Annotated in this window: 15 protein-coding genes; 10 read left to right on the top strand and 5 right to left on the bottom strand. The window is 63.3% G+C overall.

Annotated features, from left to right (window positions below):
- Positions 1 to 3 precede the first annotated feature (3 nt).
- The gene (locus ACGYK7_RS10265) at positions 4 to 1011 is read right to left on the bottom strand and encodes a DUF2125 domain-containing protein (RefSeq protein ID WP_394401828.1); all 1008 of its coding nucleotides are present in this window, start codon (positions 1009 to 1011) and stop codon (positions 4 to 6) included.
- A gap of 66 nt (positions 1012 to 1077) precedes the next feature.
- Here ACGYK7_RS10265 and ACGYK7_RS10260 point away from each other — a divergent pair, with 66 nt between their 5' ends.
- The 3 genes from ACGYK7_RS10260 (at position 1078) to ACGYK7_RS10250 (ending at position 4816) form a co-directional block, all read left to right on the top strand.
- On the top strand, positions 1078 to 1608 hold the full coding sequence (locus tag ACGYK7_RS10260) for a gamma-glutamylcyclotransferase (protein ID WP_394401825.1): 531 nt from the start codon (positions 1078 to 1080) through the stop codon (positions 1606 to 1608).
- A gap of 71 nt (positions 1609 to 1679) precedes the next feature.
- Positions 1680 to 2879 carry a biopolymer transporter ExbB gene (locus ACGYK7_RS10255; RefSeq protein WP_394401822.1) on the top strand — a complete coding sequence of 400 codons (1200 nt, stop codon included), beginning with the start codon at positions 1680 to 1682 and terminating at the stop codon, positions 2877 to 2879.
- Positions 2879 to 4816 (top strand): peptidoglycan -binding protein, encoded by a 1938-nt coding sequence (locus tag ACGYK7_RS10250; RefSeq protein WP_394401819.1) that lies wholly within the window; start codon positions 2879 to 2881, stop codon positions 4814 to 4816. The genes ACGYK7_RS10255 and ACGYK7_RS10250 overlap by 1 nt, the downstream gene beginning before the upstream one ends.
- 15 nt (positions 4817 to 4831) lie before the next feature.
- Here the strand turns inward: ACGYK7_RS10250 and ACGYK7_RS10245 are convergent, their stop codons facing one another.
- From ACGYK7_RS10245 to gloB, 3 genes are all read right to left on the bottom strand, one after another.
- On the bottom strand, positions 4832 to 5785 hold the full coding sequence (locus tag ACGYK7_RS10245; protein ID WP_394401816.1) for a M23 family metallopeptidase: 954 nt from the start codon (positions 5783 to 5785) through the stop codon (positions 4832 to 4834).
- Complete coding sequence (gene clpA, locus ACGYK7_RS10240) at positions 5782 to 8103, bottom strand: ATP-dependent Clp protease ATP-binding subunit ClpA (RefSeq protein ID WP_394401813.1); 2322 nt, start codon at positions 8101 to 8103, stop codon at positions 5782 to 5784. The genes ACGYK7_RS10245 and clpA overlap by 4 nt, the downstream gene beginning before the upstream one ends.
- A gap of 175 nt (positions 8104 to 8278) precedes the next feature.
- Positions 8279 to 9046, bottom strand: coding sequence for a hydroxyacylglutathione hydrolase (gloB, locus tag ACGYK7_RS10235; RefSeq protein WP_394401810.1), 768 nt, complete (start codon positions 9044 to 9046; stop codon positions 8279 to 8281).
- Positions 9047 to 9109: 63 nt separating this feature from the next.
- Between gloB and ACGYK7_RS10230 the strand changes: the two genes are divergently transcribed.
- The 7 genes from ACGYK7_RS10230 to ACGYK7_RS10200 all read left to right on the top strand — a co-directional run bounded on the left by ACGYK7_RS10230 (position 9110) and on the right by ACGYK7_RS10200 (position 15504).
- Entirely contained in the window at positions 9110 to 9856 is a 747-nt protein-coding gene (locus ACGYK7_RS10230; protein WP_067262215.1) for a class I SAM-dependent methyltransferase, read from the top strand.
- A 294-nt stretch (positions 9857 to 10150) separates the two neighbouring features.
- Positions 10151 to 10711: a F0F1 ATP synthase subunit delta gene (locus tag ACGYK7_RS10225; protein WP_067262214.1), complete on the top strand. Its 561-nt coding sequence runs from the start codon at positions 10151 to 10153 to the stop codon at positions 10709 to 10711.
- Entirely contained in the window at positions 10712 to 12250 is a 1539-nt protein-coding gene (gene atpA / locus ACGYK7_RS10220) for a F0F1 ATP synthase subunit alpha (RefSeq protein WP_394401806.1), read from the top strand.
- Positions 12251 to 12265: 15 nt separating this feature from the next.
- On the top strand, positions 12266 to 13147 hold the full coding sequence (locus ACGYK7_RS10215) for a F0F1 ATP synthase subunit gamma (protein WP_394401803.1): 882 nt from the start codon (positions 12266 to 12268) through the stop codon (positions 13145 to 13147).
- An 18-nt stretch (positions 13148 to 13165) separates the two neighbouring features.
- Positions 13166 to 14590 carry a F0F1 ATP synthase subunit beta gene (gene atpD / locus ACGYK7_RS10210; protein WP_394401800.1) on the top strand — a complete coding sequence of 475 codons (1425 nt, stop codon included), beginning with the start codon at positions 13166 to 13168 and terminating at the stop codon, positions 14588 to 14590.
- Positions 14591 to 14602: 12 nt separating this feature from the next.
- Entirely contained in the window at positions 14603 to 15043 is a 441-nt protein-coding gene (locus tag ACGYK7_RS10205) for a F0F1 ATP synthase subunit epsilon (RefSeq protein WP_394401797.1), read from the top strand.
- Positions 15044 to 15153: 110 nt separating this feature from the next.
- Positions 15154 to 15504 carry an H-type lectin domain-containing protein gene (locus ACGYK7_RS10200; RefSeq protein ID WP_394401794.1) on the top strand — a complete coding sequence of 117 codons (351 nt, stop codon included), beginning with the start codon at positions 15154 to 15156 and terminating at the stop codon, positions 15502 to 15504.
- A 75-nt stretch (positions 15505 to 15579) separates the two neighbouring features.
- On the opposite strand, the gene ACGYK7_RS10195 is transcribed toward ACGYK7_RS10200, so the two are convergent.
- The gene (locus ACGYK7_RS10195; RefSeq protein WP_067262737.1) at positions 15580 to 16599 is read right to left on the bottom strand and encodes a ribose-phosphate pyrophosphokinase; all 1020 of its coding nucleotides are present in this window, start codon (positions 16597 to 16599) and stop codon (positions 15580 to 15582) included.
- Positions 16600 to 16623: the final 24 nt, after the last annotated feature.

The following is a 16623-nucleotide window of genomic DNA, read 5'->3' as shown; positions in this document are numbered from 1 at the left end:
CGGTCAGGGCTGGATCAACCGCGGTGCGGGGCCAAGCGGGATCCCCGCCAGCATCATCTGACCGTCCGAAAAGATCAGGTCGAGGTCCAATCCGCCCGGCGTGCCGCCCCGCGCTTCCAACAGCCGCAGCATGGTGTCGACCTGCCCGCGCATCGACGGCGGCAGAAAGCCCGCGCGTTCGCCCGCGTCGAGCAGTCTGGACCAATTGGTGACGCGCAGGCTCAGCACCCCATCGGGAATGCCCGCAGCGTCAAAGGTCAGCGCCCCCTCGGCGCCCAAAGCCACCTCGCCCCAAGCGGCATCCACATTCTCAACCGTCAGCGCGTCGATCTGTGGCAGGGTGCCTGCCATCGCGCTGTGCCGGTCCAACGGGCGGGCAAAGGTCACGGCCATCCGTGCCGACAGCATCGGCTGACCGCCGGGCTGGCCTGTGCCATCGCCCAAGACCTTGCGCAGCAGGGGGCCGGGGGTGATGCCGCCGGGCAGCAGCGCGATGTCATAGTCCCGCGCCGCATTGCCCGATTGCGCGATCCGCATTCGCGGCTCTTCGGCCTTCAGCAGCAGCCCGTCGGGGCCGTCGACCTCAAGATGCGTGCTGCGAAGCTCCATCGCCTCCAGCTGAAGCGAGGTTCCGGGGTGGAGTTCCAGATCGGCGCGCAGATCGCGCATCTTCAGCGTCAGGGGCAGCGCCCCTGCGGGCAGGTCGGCAGCCGCAACGGGCGCGCGGGCGGAGAGATCACCGGGCCACCAAACCGGGGCGGAGAGATCAATCTGCGGGGCTTCGAATGCCAGACCACGGGTCGGGTCCGCCACGGCCAACCCGCTCAGCCGGTTTTGCAAAGATAGGGGGAAGCCCGCTTTGTCGATCTCTTTGAGCGTCACCTCCCAGCCCGCCGCGCGGCGGGTGTCGAGCAAGCGGGTGAGCGTGCTTTGCATCTGCGCCGTGGCGGCGGCCCACCACGCGCCCCAAAGTGCGGCGAGCACAATCAGCAGCCAAACCAATTTCCGCATTTCGATAGCCCTTCAAATCGTGCTTCAGATGCGGTTTACCGAAGGCCAGCAGAAAGGACCAGCAGGATGACAATGTGGGTATTTGGCTATGGCAGCCTTTTGTGGAACCCCGGTTTCGAGGTGGCGGAAAGCGTGATCGCCATGCTGCCGGGCTATGCGCGATCGTTCTGCATGCGCTCGATCCATCACCGGGGCACGGTCGACCAGCCGGGGCTGGTACTGGCGCTCGACGAATCCGTCCGCTCGGCCTGCGAAGGCATGGCGATGCGGGTGGCTGCGGGGCAGGAGGCGCAGACGCTGGAGTACCTGCGCGAACGTGAGCTGATCTCCTCGGCCTATGTCGAGAAAAACCTCACCGTGCATCTGACCGATGGCCGCGACGTGGAGGCGGTGACCTATGTTATCGACGCGGCGCATGATCAATATTGCGGCGGGCTGCCCTTGGAAGAACAAGCGCAGATCATTGCCCGCGCCGTAGGCGGACGCGGACCAAATACCGAGTATTTGATCAACACCGCCGTGCATCTGTCCGAAGTGGGCTTGCATGACCCCGCGTTGGAGTGGTTGCATGATCGGGTGAAGGCTTTGACCTCATAAAAACTTGGCAACTCTTCGCCGTTTCAGTGTAGGCTGCGGCAAGAGCAGAACAAAGGGTCAGGAAAGGCCGCATGGCACAGCCAGACCGCAAGGCAAAACCGCAGTTTTCACAACCGGTGCGTCAGATTTCTCTGATGCTGATCGCGCTCGGCCTTACGGGGGCCGGGGTGTTTTTGGCGCTGCCGCGGGTGCTGCCGATCTTTGCCGCGAACCCATGGCTGAATGGGGTCATCATCTTTGTCTTCATCGTCGGTGTGCTGGCCTGTTTCTATCAGGTGATGCAGCTTATCGGCTCGGTCCGCTGGATCGAGGATTTTGCCGCCGGCAATGCCGAACCCGATGCCAAGCCGCCGCAGTTGCTGGCACCCTTGGCGTCGCTTCTGCGCCAGCGCGGTGCGCGGATGCAGGTCAGCACGACCTCCACCCGGTCGATCCTCGATTCCGTCGCCTCGCGTATCGACGAAGTGCGCGAGATCACGCGCTATATCGTCAATATGTTGATTTTCCTCGGCCTTCTGGGAACGTTTTACGGGCTGGCCACGACCGTTCCGGCGGTGGTCGACACGATCCGCTCCCTCGCCCCGGGTGAGGGAGAGGCGGGTGTCGATGTCTTTGGCCGTCTGATGACCGGGCTTGAGGCGCAACTGGGCGGCATGGGCGTGGCCTTTGGCTCTTCGCTTCTGGGGCTTGCGGGCTCTCTCGTCGTGGGGCTGTTGGAGCTTTTTGCGGGGCATGGGCAGAACCGGTTTTACCAAGAGTTGGAAGATTGGCTGAGTTCCATCACGCGGGTCGGGCTGACCTCGGGCGATGATGTGAGCGATCAGAACATCATGGCCAGCGTGATGGACCAGATGGTCGAACAGATGGCCGAGATGCAGCAGATGTTCACCCAATCTGACGTCAGCCGCGCCATGGTCGACGACAAGCTGGGCAAGCTGGCCGATGCCGTGGACCGGATGACCACCCGGATGGAGCATGACACGTCCACCAACAGCGCGCTGGAGCGGGTGGCCGACGGGCAGGACCGGTTGATCGCCACGCTCGAAGGTCAGGTCGCGGGCGAGGGGATCGACGCGGAAAGCCGGATGCGCCTGCGCTCCATCGATGTGCAGATGCTGCGTATCTTGGAAGAAATCTCAGCCGGGCGTCAGGAAACCATGGCCGAACTGCGCAAGGATATCTCTTTGCTGGCCAAGGCGCTTTCCGGGCAACGCGCCCCTGAAGCCCGTCGCCTGCGGGCGGGCGATACCCCCGGTGGCGGGGACCAGTAATGGCACTTTCCCGGCGGACAGGCGCACGGTTTCAGGGCTCCATCTGGCCGGGGTTCGTCGATGCGATGACCGGGCTTTTGCTGGTTCTTATGTTCGTGCTGACCATCTTCATGGTGGTGCAATTCGTCCTGACCGAGCGGATCAGCGGGCAGGAAAGCGAGCTTAACGAACTGGCCGGAGAGGTCGCGGCCCTTGCCCAAGCGCTTGGCGTCGAGGAACGGACCACCGCGCGGTTGGAGGCGCGGCTCGGCGCGTTGAATGCCTCACTGAACGACGCGCGTGATGAAATGTCGCGGCAAGAGGCGGTGATCGCCGGGCTGACCTCGGAACGCGACGCGCAGGCGGCTGCCTTGCAAGCGGCCGAGGCCGAGATCACCGGCTTTGAGGCGCGGGTGGCCGCGCTCTTGGCCTCGCAGGCCGAAGATCAGGCGCGCATCGGTGACTTGGAAACCCGCGAAGCCGCGCTGTTGGATGAGCAAGAGGCGCTGAACCTCGCGCTCAGCACCGCGCGGGAGGAGATCGACGCGCAGGCGGAAACGGCCCGGCTTGCCGCCGCGAAACGCGAGGCGCTGGACGCGCTGGTGGCCGATTTGCGGGCGCAAAACGCCGAAGCCGAGGCCGAAGTCGCCGCCCTCAATGCCGAGGTGGCGGAGGCCGAAGAGGCGCTGAGCGCCGAGGAAGCCGCGCGTTTGGCCGAAGCCGCAGCGGCGCAGGCTCTGCGCGACCGGCTGGAGGATGCGGATGCGGAATTGACGGCCATGACCCTTTCGCTTGAGGCGCAGCGCAAGAAGGCCGAAGAGACGCTGACCCTTTTGGCGGCCGCCCGCGCGGCGCGCAGCGATCTTGACAGTGAGCTTGCCGCAGCACTGCTGCGGATGGAGCGGCTGGAGGAGAGCGGCGCGGGTCTGGAGGCCGAACGCGCCGCCCTGGCCGAAGCGTTGGAAGCCGCGGAAGGCACCGAAGAGGAGCTGCGCACGCGGCTGGCGCAGGCCGAGGCGACCGAGCAGGCCTTGAACGCCCGTCTGGCCGAGGCGCTGGCCCGTGTGCAGTCCCTTGAGGAGGAGGGCGCGGCGCTGAGCGGCACGCAGTCGGACCTGCGCGAACGTCTGGCGCAGGCGCTGGCGGCAAAACTCGCCGCCGAGACCTTGGCCGAGGATAAGACCACCGCCGCCGAACGCCGCGCGGCCCTTTTGGCCCAAGCCGAAGAGACGCTGGCCGAGGAAAAAGCCGTGAGCGCCGCCGCGCAGCGGCAGACCGAGTTGCTGAGCCAACAGGTCGCGGAACTGCGCGCGCAACTGGGCAACCTACAGGCGTTGCTTGATGACGCCGTGGCGCGGGATGCGGCGAAATCGGTGGAATTGCAGTCGCTTGGCTCCGAGTTGAACACCGCGCTGGCGCGGGTCGCAGCAGAGGAACGCCGCCGCGCCGAGTTGGAAGCGGCCGAGCGCAAGCGGCTTGAGGAAGAGAGCAAGAACCTCGCCCAGTACCGCTCGGAATTTTTTGGCCGTTTGCGTGATCTGCTGGGCAATCAGGAGGGGGTGCGGATCGAAGGCGACCGTTTCGTCTTCTCCTCCGAGGTGCTGTTCGCGCCGGGCAGTGCGGTGCTGAGCCAAGACGGGCAGGGTGAGATTGCCAAGGTGGCGGGCATCCTGCGCAGCGTGGTGGACGAGATCCCGCCCGAGATCGATTGGGTGATCCGCGTCGATGGTCATACCGACAATGTGCCGCTTTCCGGCTTTGGGGAGTTTGCGGACAACTGGGAACTCAGCCAAGCGCGGGCGCTGTCGGTGGTCAAATATATGGTCAATTTCCTCGGCATCGCGCCGGATCGTTTGGCTGCCAACGGCTTTGGCCAGTATCAGCCCGTGGCCGAGGGCAATACCGAAGCCGCGCGGGCGCAGAACAGGCGGATCGAGCTGAAGTTTACCGAGAAGTAAGCGGGCACCCCGGACCTATCGCAGGGTCAGAACGCCGGTCTTTTCGTCGATCACACGGCCTTCGCGCAGCAGGGTAACCTTGCCTGTATAGCGCCCGGCGGCCCATGGCGCAGAAGCCGCGCGTTTGCCGATCGCACGGAAGGATTGCGCCTGCGGCTTTTCCATCACCACATCCCTTTCGATCACGCTGCCCTTCGGACCGGCGAGGCTGAGGCGCAGCACGTCATCCTTCCGCGTGCCGTAGCTGTAGCCGTAGATGACCAAGGCAGACGCCTCTTTGGGCAGGCTGTCGCGATGGGCCTCTCCCGCTTTGATCTCATCATAGCTGGGCACGCGGTCGGCAAAGCCAAGCGCAATCAGCCCGCCGGGGCGGTAGGGCGGGGTGTCTTGCCAGAGGGTGTTGCGCGGTTCGGTGTCACAACTGGGGTCTTCGGGGGCGAATGGATCGACGGGCGTGCCGTGATGGCGCAGCGACAGGTGCAGGTGCGGAAAGGCCGCTTTGCCGGACTGACCGACCAACCCGAGCGCATCGCCGACCGCCACCTCTTGCCCTTCCTGCACGCGGAGCGAGCCGCGTTTCAGGTGGCAGTACTGCGTCTCCCATCCCTCGCCGAGGTCGATCACCACGCCGTTGCCACATTCCCGCCCTTCAACCTCTGAAAGCCGCGCGCCATCCGGCATCCCATCCCGCAGTCCTTTGACCACCCCCGCCGCTGCCGCGCGCACGGTGACGCCCGCGGCCATCGCCGCCCGGTCGGGCAGGGCGAAATCCGTGCCCTTGTGGCCGTCATAGGTCAGGCCGGAACAGCGATAGTCCTCTGCGCCGTCGCTCGGGTCGCGGTCCATATATTGTTGGATGTGGCAATCCTGCCCAAGGGTGCAATCCAGCGGGAAGGCCAGTTGCAAATCCTCCGCCAGCGCAGGGCTGGCGGAGGAGAGGATCAGGGCCAGTGCGGCCCGATAGATCATTCCGCGGTGAGCAGCGGGGGCCGGTCACCGGAAAGACGCTTGCTTTCGCTGCCCAAGACCTTGAGCGTCAACTCATCATCTTTGACACCGACCTTAACGACACCGCCCTTGGCCAGCTTGCCAAAGAGCAGTTCCTCGGCCAGCGGCTTCTTGATGTGCTCTTGGATCACACGGCCCAGGGGGCGCGCGCCCATCTTGTCGTCATAGCCCTTGTCGGCGAGCCATTCGGCGGCTTTCTTCGACAGTTCGATGGTCACGTTCCGGTCCATCAGCTGCGCTTCGAGTTGCAGCACGAACTTCTCGACCACCCGCAGGATCACCGACTTCGGCAGCGGCGCGAAGGAGATCACCGCGTCCAGACGGTTGCGGAACTCCGGCGTGAAGGTCCGCTCGATCGCGGCGGTATCCTCACCCTCGCGGCGGTCGCGGCCAAAGCCTACAGCCGCTTTGGCCTGTTCGGAGGCGCCCGCGTTCGAGGTCATGATCAGCACCACATTGCGGAAATCCACCGTGCGGCCATTGTGATCGGTCAGCTTGCCGTGGTCCATCACCTGCAACAGGATGTTGTAGACGTCCGGATGCGCCTTCTCCATTTCGTCCAAGAGCAGCACACAGTGCGGATGCTGGTCCACGCCATCGGTCAGCATGCCGCCCTGATCGAAGCCGACATAGCCCGGAGGCGCGCCGATCAGACGGCTGACCGCGTGTTTCTCCATATATTCCGACATGTCGAAACGCAGCAGTTCCACGCCAAGGGTGTCGGCCAATTGCTTGGCGACCTCGGTTTTACCCACGCCAGTGGGACCAGCGAAGAGGTAATTGCCGATGGGCTTGTCCGGCTCGCGCAGGCCTGCGCGGGACAGTTTGATGGCCGAAGACAGCGCCTCGATCGCGGCATCCTGACCGAAGACCACCCGCTTGAGCGAGCTTTCCAGATCCTTCAGCACCACCACGTCGTCCTTGGAGACGTTCTTCGGCGGGATGCGAGCGATCTTGGCCACCACGGCCTCGACCTCTTTGGTGCCGATGGTCTTGCGGCGCTTGGAGGCGGCGACGAGGTGCTGCGCGGCACCGGCTTCGTCGATCACGTCGATGGCGCTGTCCGGCAGCTTGCGGTCGTTGATGTAGCGATGCGCCAGTTCCACCGAGGTCTTGATCGCGTCGGAGGTGTATTTGACGCTGTGATGCTCCTCGAAATAGGGCTTGAGACCTTTCAGGATCTTTGTGGCGTCTTCGACCGAAGGCTCGCTCACGTCGATCTTCTGGAACCGGCGGCTCAGCGCGCGGTCCTTCTCGAAGTGTTGGCGGAACTCCTTATAGGTGGTGGAGCCCATGGTGCGCAGCTTGCCGCCCTGAAGCGCGGGCTTCAGCAGGTTGGAGGCATCCATTGCCCCGCCAGAAGTAGCACCGGCGCCGATCACGGTGTGGATCTCGTCGATGAAGAGCACGGCGTCCTTGTGGTCCTCGAGCTCTGTCACCACGGCCTTGAGCCGCTCCTCGAAATCACCGCGGTAGCGGGTGCCTGCGAGCAGGGCGCCCATGTCGAGCGAGTAGATCGTGGTATTGGCCAGCACCTCAGGCGTTTCGCCGGCGACGATCTTGCGCGCCAGACCTTCGGCGATGGCGGTCTTGCCAACACCCGGATCCCCCACCAGAAGCGGGTTGTTCTTGCGGCGGCGGCAGAGCACTTGAATGCAGCGCTCAACCTCGCCCTCGCGGCCGATCAGCGGGTCAATGTCGCCCTCACGGGACTTGGCGTTGAGGTCCACGCAGTATTTGGCCAGCGCGGATTCCTTCTTGTCGCCATCGGTGACGCCTTGGGCCTCTTCCTCGGCCTCGGGCGCGCCTGTGACGGGGCGGGATTCCCCATATGCCGGGTCTTTGGCGACACCATGGGCGATGAAGTTTACCGCGTCATAGCGGGTCATATCCTGCTCTTGCAGGAAATAGGCGGCGTTGCTCTCACGCTCGGCAAAGATGGCGACCAGCACGTTGGCGCCCGTCACCTCGGTCCGGCCCGAGGATTGCACGTGGATCGCGGCGCGTTGGATCACGCGCTGGAAGGCCGCCGTCGGCACCGCTTCGGAACCGTCGATGTCGGTGATCAAGTTGCTAAGGTCATCGTCGACGAATTCGACCAGCGTATCGCGCAGGTCGGAGACATCGACGGAACAGGCTTTCATGACCTGCACGGCGTCGGGTTCATCGAGCAAGGCCAGCAACAGATGTTCAAGCGTTGCGAATTCGTGGCGGCGGGCATTGGCCAGCGCGAGGGCCGCGTGGATTGCCTGCTCAAGTGTAGTCGAGAATGAAGGCACGGGCGTGCTCCTTTTCGATCGGGGTCGGTGAGGTGCTGAGATGTCTCAGGCCCCGGTCCGACCATGGCCTCATAGTATTAGAGTTTGGTTGATCATCGCCCATCTTCAAGAAGATTCTGGTCCGAATCGGTCACATTTGCCGTGAGCGAGGACTTTGAGCCATGATTGCAGGCGCTCAGAACTGGTCTTTTCGCCTGCGGATTTCGGTGAACACTTCCGTGTCGGTGGCGTCTGACATCCCCAAGGTCGCGCGGATGGCCGGGTCGCCGGGGCGCAGGAAGGGATTGGTTTCTAGTTCCATTGAAAGCGACGAGGGGACGGTCGGCTGCCCTTTGCTGCGGGCGCTGTCGATGTCCTTGGCCCTTGATATAAGGGCGGCATTGTCCGGATCAACGGTCAGGGCGAATTTTGCATTGGCGGCGGTATATTCATGGCCTGAGCAGATCGTCGTGTCACGGGGCAGGGCGGCCAGCTTTTGCAGGCTTTCCCACATCTGTGCGGGGCTGCCTTCAAAGAGGCGACCGCAGCCAAGCGCCATAAGGCTGTCGGCGGTGAAGGCCGCCTTGGCCTTGGGCACATGAAAAGCGATATGGCCCACGGTATGGCCCGAAACGTCGAGCACTTGGGCCGCAAGCGCGCCCAACTCGATGCTGTCACCCTCGGCCACCGCCCGGTCGAGCGGGGGCAGGCGGTGGGAATCGGCCTTGGCACCGATCACCTCGGCGGGGAAGCGGGTCAGCAGTTCGGCCAGACCTTGAACGTGGTCGGGGTGGTGGTGGGTCAACCAGATTTGGCTCAGCGTCCAGCCGCGGCGGTCAAGCTCTGCCATGATCGGCGCGGCCTCGGGCACGTCGATCAGCGCCACCGCGCCGCTGTCATGGTCACGCAGCAGAAAGGCGTAGTTGTCCGACAGACAGGGAATCGTGACCAGATCAAAGGCCATGGCGTCTTACCTCGCTGTGTTGTTATGGTCCGGCAAGAGTGACACTCACCAAGGCGGGCTGCAATGCATCTTGATGTACAGGATCTGCGCAATTTCTATTATCGCAGCGCGTTGGGACGTGCGGCGCAGAAATCCCTGCGCGGGCGGTTGTTGGAGTTGTGGCCCGAGGCGAAGGGTCAGACCGTTGTCGGCTTTGGCTTTGCCGCGCCCCTGCTGCGCCCCTATCTGGCGGATGCGCGGCGGGTGATGGTCTTGATGCCCGGCCCGCAGGGGGTGATGCCTTGGCCTGCGGGGATGCCCAACACCTCGGTCCTGACGGAAGAGACCCTCTGGCCGGTCGAGACGGGGGCGGTGGATAAGCTGGTGTTGATGCATGGGCTCGAAACCTCTGAGCGGCCCAGTGAGCTGCTCGACGAATGCTGGCGCGTGCTGGGGCCGGGGGGCAAGGCGCTGTTCATCGTGCCAAGCCGCGCGGGCATGTGGGCGCGGCGCGACCGCACCCCGTTCGGCTATGGGCGGCCCTATTCGCCGGGGCAGCTGGAGACGCAGTTGCGCAAGCATCAGTTCCTGCCCGAACGGCACCTTGGCGCGCTTTATCAGTTCCCGTCGCAGCAGCGAATCTGGATGAAATCGGCGCCTTTGTTCGAGAAAATCGGACGTCAGATGCCGACGATGATGGGCGGCGGCGCGATCTTGGTGGAGGCCACGAAACTGGTTTACCCGCCGCGAGGTCGTCCGCAACGCAGCACCGCAAGGCGCGCCATCGGAGTGTTGGAGGGGATGGCAGAGCCGCAGGCGAAACCGGTCTAAACACCTCAGCGCCTTGTAGACTTTGCCCATGCAGTAGGCGAGGGAGCCGGATTCGTGGACCCGCCCCGGTGATAAATGGGCTGGCATTTTTCTGCGGCAAAGAGCCGCGATTAGCCGCAGCCCTTGCAATATTGCAGCACGCCGCGACATTACCTGCCTATACTGTGTTGCCGGGCGCGAACCTGTCTGCTACATCGCCCCTGATTTAGACGTCTTGGGTAACTTCAAGCCGCGCCAACTGCTGGTGACGCGACATATTCGCATATCCGGCGCTTATTGAACGAGAGGATGGACGTGTCCGAACCTGCTTCCATTTCCACCGGTATCGCGGAACGTTATGCGACAGCCGTGTACGATCTGGCCCGCGAGGCCAATCAGGTCGATGCCATCGAGGGCGATCTTACCGCGCTTGAAGCGGCATTGAACGACAGCGACGATTTTCGCCGCCTGACCACTTCGCCGCTCTATACCCGCGAAGAGCAGGAACAGGCGATCAAGGTGCTGGCCGAAAAGATGGGCCTGACCAAGACCATGGCGAACACGCTGCAACTAATGGCGCAAAAGCGCCGCCTGTTCGCGCTGCCCGCGCTGGTCAAAGCGCTGCGCGAGACCATTGCCGAAGCCAAAGGCGAAATCACTGCCGAGGTCACAACGGCCAAGGCACTGACGAAGACACAGTCGGACAAGCTGGCGAAATCGCTGACCGCTTCCACCGGCAAAAAAGTATCACTTCATGCGACCGTTGATGAAAGCCTCATCGGCGGTCTTGTCGTCAAAGTGGGCTCGAAGATGATCGACACCTCGATCCGCTCCAAGCTCAATTCCCTCCAGAATGTAATGAAAGAGGTCGGATAAATGGGTATCCAAGCAGCAGAGATTTCTGCGATCCTGAAGGACCAGATCAAGGATTTCGGTCAGGAAACCGAAGTGGCCGAAGTGGGTCGCGTTCTCTCCGTCGGTGACGGTATCGCCCGCGTCTATGGTCTGGACAACGTTCAGGCCGGTGAAATGGTCGAATTCCCCGGCGGCATTCAGGGCATGGCCCTGAACCTCGAAGCCGACAACGTGGGTGTCGTTATCTTCGGCTCCGACCGCGACATTACCGAAGGCGACACCGTCAAGCGCACCAACTCCATCGTGGACGTGCCAATCGGTGACGAACTGCTGGGCCGCGTTGTTGACGGTCTTGGCAACCCCATCGACGGCAAAGGCCCCATCGGCGCCACCAAGCGCGGCATCGCCGACGTGAAGGCACCCGGCATCATCCCGCGTAAATCCGTGCACGAGCCGATGGCCACTGGCCTCAAGTCCGTTGATGCGATGATCCCGATCGGCCGTGGCCAGCGTGAGCTGATCATCGGCGACCGTCAGACCGGCAAGACCGCCGTCGCGCTCGACGCGATGCTGAACCAAGCTCAGGTCAACGAAGCCGCTGGCGACGACGAGAGCAAGAAGATGTACTGCGTCTACGTCGCGATCGGCCAGAAACGCTCGACCGTGGCGCAGCTGGTGAAAAAGCTCGAAGAGACCGGCGCGATCGACTACTCCATCGTCGTGGCCGCAACCGCGTCCGAGCCCGCGCCGATGCAGTTCCTCGCGCCCTATGCCGCCACCGCGATGGCCGAGCATTTCCGCGACAACGGCCGCCACGCGCTGATCATCTACGATGACCTGTCCAAGCAGGCCGTGTCCTACCGCCAGATGTCCCTGCTGCTGCGTCGCCCGCCGGGCCGCGAAGCTTACCCGGGCGACGTTTTCTACCTCCACTCCCGCCTGCTCGAGCGTTCGGCGAAGCTGGGTGATGAAGCTGGCAACGGCTCTCTGACCGCGCTGCCGATCATCGAAACCCAAGGTGGCGACGTTTCCGCGTTTATTCCGACCAACGTGATCTCGATCACCGACGGTCAGATCTTCCTTGAGACCGAACTGTTCTACCAAGGCATCCGTCCCGCCGTGAACACCGGTCTGTCGGTGTCCCGCGTTGGCTCCTCGGCCCAGACCAAGGCGATGTCCTCGGTGGCCGGTCCGGTGAAACTGTCGCTGGCCCAGTACCGCGAAATGGCGGCCTTCGCCCAGTTCGGTTCCGACCTTGACGCCGCGACCCAGCAGCTGCTGAACCGTGGTGCGCGTCTGACCGAACTGATGAAGCAGCCCCAGTACGCGCCGCTGACCAACTCCGAAATCGTCTGCGTGATCTACGCCGGTACCCACGGCTATCTCGACAAGGTGGACATCTCGGACGTTGGCCGCTTCGAAGCGGGCCTGCTGGCGCATCTGCGCAGCAAGCATGACGACCTTCTCAAGGACCTCACCAACAACGACCGCAAGGTCAAAGGCGAGTTGGAAGAGAAGATCAAAGCCGCCATCGACGGTTTCGCCGCCGACTTCGCTTAAACGGGAGATAAGGCAATGCCAAATCTCAAGGACCTGAAGAACAGGATCTCGTCGGTCAAATCGACCCGCAAGATCACCAAGGCCATGCAAATGGTTGCCGCGGCGAAACTTCGCCGCGCGCAGGAGGCTGCCGAGGCTTCGCGTCCCTATTCTGAGCGGTTCAATGCCGTGATGGCAGGGCTCGCGGCCAGCGTCGGCGGCTCCGACAGTGCGCCCAAGCTGCTCAGCGGCACGGGTGAAGACAAGGTGCATCTGCTGGTGGTCATGACCGCCGAACGCGGACTGTGCGGCGGCTTCAACAGCAACATCGCGAAGAAGGCCAAGGCCCATGCGCGCGATCTGCTGGCCCAGGGCAAAGAGGTGAAAATCCTCACCGTTGGTAAGAAGGGCCGCGACGCGCTGCGCCGCGATCTGGGCGCTCATCTGGTGGGCCATGTTGACCTCAGCGAAGTCAAAAAGATCGGCTATGGCGACGCGCAGAACATCGCGCAAGACGTGCTGAACCGCTTTGACGCGGGCGAATTCGACGTGGCGACGATCTTCTACGCGAAGTTCGTCAACGTGGTCATGCAGACGCCGACGGCGCAGCAGATCATCCCCGCCAAATTCGACGGCGAAGCAGGCGACGACAGCGCAGCGTCCACATTGTTCGACTATGAACCCAGCGAAGAGGCGGTCTTGGCCGACCTTCTGCCGCGCGGGGTCGCCACGGCGATCTTCTCGGCCCTGCTGGAGAACGGTGCATCCGAACAGGGTGCCCGGATGTCGGCGATGGACAACGCCACACGCAACGCGGGCGAGATGATCGAGAAACTGACCATCGAGTACAACCGCACGCGTCAGGCCGTCATCACCAACGAGCTGATCGAAATCATTTCCGGCGCGGAAGCGCTGTAAGCAAATCGGAGACACGACATGGCACAAGCTGTCGGTAAAATCACACAGGTCATCGGCGCTGTCGTTGACGTTCAATTCGAGGGCGAACTGCCCGAGATTCTCAACGCGCTCCACACCGAGAACCAAGGCAAGACGCTGGTTCTCGAAGTGGCGCAGCATCTTGGCGAAAACACCGTGCGCGCCATCGCGATGGACGCCACCGAAGGCCTCGTGCGCGGCCAGTCGGTGACCAACACCGGTGACCAGATCCGCGTGCCCGTGGGCAACGCGACCCTGGGCCGCATCATGAACGTCACCGGCGAAGCCGTGGACGAGCAGGGCCCGGTCAACGCGGACAACTCCCGCGCGATTCACGGCGAAGCGCCCGAGTTCGCGGCCCAGTCGACCGAGACCGAGATCCTCGTCACTGGCATCAAGGTCATCGACCTGCTGGCCCCCTACACCAAGGGTGGTAAGATCGGCCTCTTTGGCGGTGCCGGCGTGGGCAAGACCGTTCTCATCATGGAACTGATCAACAACATCGCCAAAGTGCACTCGGGTCTCTCGGTGTTCGCGGGCGTGGGTGAGCGGACCCGTGAGGGCAACGACCTCTACCACGAGATGATCGAATCCGGCGTTATCGTTCCCGACAACCTCGTGGATTCGAAAATTGCGCTGGTCTACGGCCAGATGAACGAGCCTCCGGGTGCGCGTATGCGGATCGCCCTGACCGGCCTGACACTGGCCGAGCAGTTCCGCGACGAATCCGGTTCCGACGTTCTGTTCTTCGTCGACAACATCTTCCGCTTCACGCAGGCCGGTTCCGAAGTGTCCGCCCTTCTGGGCCGTATTCCTTCGGCCGTGGGTTACCAGCCGACACTGGCGACCGACATGGGCGTCATGCAGGAGCGTATTGCTTCGACCAAGAACGGCTCGATCACCTCGGTTCAGGCCGTCTACGTTCCCGCGGACGACCTTACCGACCCCGCGCCGGCGACCTCCTTTGCGCACCTCGACGCGACAACGGTTCTCGACCGTTCGATCTCGGAAAAGGGCATCTACCCGGCGGTTGACCCGCTCGGCTCCACTTCGCGCCTGCTCGACCCGCTGATCATCGGCGACGAGCACTACAAGGTGGCGACAGACGTGCAGCAGGTGCTTCAGCGCTACAAATCGCTTCAGGACATCATCGCCATTCTCGGCATGGATGAACTGTCGGAAGAGGACAAGCTGACCGTGGCGCGCGCCCGTAAGATCGAGCGCTTCCTCAGCCAGCCCTTCGACGTGGCGAAGGTCTTCACCGGGTCCGACGGCGTTCAGGTGCCGCTGGAAGAGACAATCGCGTCCTTCAAGGCCGTGGTTGCCGGTGAGTATGACCACCTGCCCGAAGGTGCCTTCTACATGGTTGGCGGCATCGACGAAGTGAAGGCGAAAGCCGAGAAAATGGCGGCAGACGCCGCTTAAGGAGCGCTGACAATGGCAGACACAATGCAATTCGACCTCGTTTCGCCGGAACGGCGGCTGGCATCGATGCAGGTGACGGCCGTGCAGATTCCGGGCACCGAGGGCGACATGACGGCCATGGCCGATCATGCGCCCACCATCACCACCCTGCGTCCGGGCCTTCTGCGCGTGGAAGGGCCGGAGGGCACGACCGAATACGTCGTGACCGGCGGCTTCGCCGAAATCGGCGGTCAGGGCGGCGTGTCTGTGCTGGCGGAACGTGCCGTGGCGCGTGCCGACATGACGCAGGAGCAGATGGACAGCATGGTGGCAGAGGCGCATGCCGTCTACACCCGCGCCAAGGACAACTGGGAGAATGAGCCCGGCCCCGTGGATGACGCCGCCAAGCTGCTCGCCGATATGGTTGCCGTGGGCGATCACATCGGGTTGTCGAGCAAACAGCCCAACCTGTAATGCGTTGAAAATCAGTGAAAAGCCCCGCCTTGGCGGGGCTTTTTGCTTTTCTGCCTCTCTCTGCTGCGGCATCATTGTGCGGTGATCACAAAAGCGGGCAGGCTAGGAATATGAAACGACTGCGCAGCCATACCATCGGCGTGGACAACGGCGAAGTGATGCTGTTTTCCGAGTTCGAGGACGGTGGTTCGATGTGGACGGGCCATGGCCAGCGTGAACGCCGCCGTCGGATCAGCTTTTCAGAACCCTTCCGAGAGCCGCCCCATGTTCAGGTCACGATGTCGCTGTGGGACATCGACGCCAGCACCGTCACCCGCGCCGATATCTGCGCCGAGGCGGTGACCGAGGCAGGCTTTGATATGGTGTTCCGCACATGGGGCGACACCCGCGTGGCACGCGCGCGGCTGGCGTGGACGGCAATCGGATCACTGGGGGAGGAAGATGACTGGGTCATCGGCTAGGCCCGTCATGCTGGGAGAGGGACCTAGCAGGGGTGGGCGGCCCGCTGGGGCCGGCCCTAGATCACAGCACGCGGCTTAGCTCGCGGCATACATCCCGTCATAGATCGGGCCCAGCGTTTCCGCCTCGAACAGCGAGGAGACGGAGGTGCCGTTCCAGATGTTCAGGATCGCTTGGGCGAACATCGGCGCGGTGGGCACGATGCGGATGTTCGGCGCTTTCTTAACCGCAGGGGTCGGCGCGATGCTGTCGGTGATGACAAGCGATTTCATGACGGAATTGGCCACACGTTCAACCGCCGGGCCGGACATGACACCGTGGGTGATGTAGGAGTGCACCTCCTTGGCGCCGTTCTCCAACAGCACTTCGGCGGCTTTGCAGAGCGTGCCCGCGGTGTCGCAGATGTCGTCCACGATCAGGCAGGTCTTACCCTTCACATCGCCGATCACGGTCATTTCGGCCACTTCGCCGGCCTTTTCACGACGCTTATCGACGATCGACAGGGGGGAGTTGATCCGCTTGGCCAGTTCGCGCGCGCGGGCCACGCCGCCAACGTCGGGGCTGACGACCATCAACTCATCCATACGGTCTTTGAAAGCGTCCTTGATATCCAGCGCGAAGATCGGGGAGGCATAGAGGTTGTCGACCGGAATGTCGAAGAAACCTTGGATCTGCGCGGCGTGCAGGTCCATGGTCAGGATCCGCTCGATCCCGCTGCCGGTCAGCATGTTGGCGACCATCTTGGCGGTGATCGGCGTGCGCGCCTTGGTGCGGCGGTCTTGGCGCGCGTAGCCGAAGTAGGGCAGCACGGCCGTGACCCGCGCGGCCGAGGAGCGGCGCAGCGCGTCGGCCATGATCATCAGTTCCATCAGGTTGTCGTTCGCGGGGTTCGACGTGGGCTGGATGATGAACATATCCTCGCCGCGCACGTTCTCATAAACCTCGACGAAAATCTCGCCATCGTTGAACCGCTCGACCCGTGCATCGACAAGGCCGACATTGACGCCGCGGTGCAGCGACATGCGCCGCGCGATGGCCTTGGCAAGCGGCATATTGGCATTGCCTGAGATCAGTTTAGGTTCTGAAGTGCGTGGCATAGGAGCTCCGGGGCAGCGGTAGGT

The sequence above is a fragment of the Sulfitobacter sp. 1A15299 genome (genome assembly GCF_043556915.1).
GTDB lineage: Bacteria > Pseudomonadota > Alphaproteobacteria > Rhodobacterales > Rhodobacteraceae > Sulfitobacter.
Note: the sequence above shows the minus strand (reverse complement) of the source record. Positions and strands in the feature narration are given on the sequence as shown.

Excerpts from the sequence above, each read along its gene's own strand:
- ACGYK7_RS10205 (WP_394401797.1), top strand. The coding sequence starts at position 14,603 with ATGGCAGACACAATGCAATTCGACCTCGTTTCGCCGGAACGGCGGCTG.
- ACGYK7_RS10230 (WP_067262215.1), top strand. The coding sequence starts at position 9,110 with ATGCATCTTGATGTACAGGATCTGCGCAATTTCTATTATCGCAGCGCG.
- ACGYK7_RS10195 (WP_067262737.1), bottom strand. The coding sequence starts at position 16,599 with ATGCCACGCACTTCAGAACCTAAACTGATCTCAGGCAATGCCAATATG.
- ACGYK7_RS10255 (WP_394401822.1), top strand. The coding sequence starts at position 1,680 with ATGGCACAGCCAGACCGCAAGGCAAAACCGCAGTTTTCACAACCGGTG.
- ACGYK7_RS10215 (WP_394401803.1), top strand. The coding sequence starts at position 12,266 with ATGCCAAATCTCAAGGACCTGAAGAACAGGATCTCGTCGGTCAAATCG.
- atpD (WP_394401800.1), top strand. The coding sequence starts at position 13,166 with ATGGCACAAGCTGTCGGTAAAATCACACAGGTCATCGGCGCTGTCGTT.
- ACGYK7_RS10200 (WP_394401794.1), top strand. The coding sequence starts at position 15,154 with ATGAAACGACTGCGCAGCCATACCATCGGCGTGGACAACGGCGAAGTG.
- ACGYK7_RS10265 (WP_394401828.1), bottom strand. The coding sequence starts at position 1,011 with ATGCGGAAATTGGTTTGGCTGCTGATTGTGCTCGCCGCACTTTGGGGC.
- ACGYK7_RS10245 (WP_394401816.1), bottom strand. The coding sequence starts at position 5,785 with ATGATCTATCGGGCCGCACTGGCCCTGATCCTCTCCTCCGCCAGCCCT.
- gloB (WP_394401810.1), bottom strand. The coding sequence starts at position 9,046 with ATGGCCTTTGATCTGGTCACGATTCCCTGTCTGTCGGACAACTACGCC.
- atpA (WP_394401806.1), top strand. The coding sequence starts at position 10,712 with ATGGGTATCCAAGCAGCAGAGATTTCTGCGATCCTGAAGGACCAGATC.
- ACGYK7_RS10260 (WP_394401825.1), top strand. The coding sequence starts at position 1,078 with ATGACAATGTGGGTATTTGGCTATGGCAGCCTTTTGTGGAACCCCGGT.
- ACGYK7_RS10250 (WP_394401819.1), top strand. The coding sequence starts at position 2,879 with ATGGCACTTTCCCGGCGGACAGGCGCACGGTTTCAGGGCTCCATCTGG.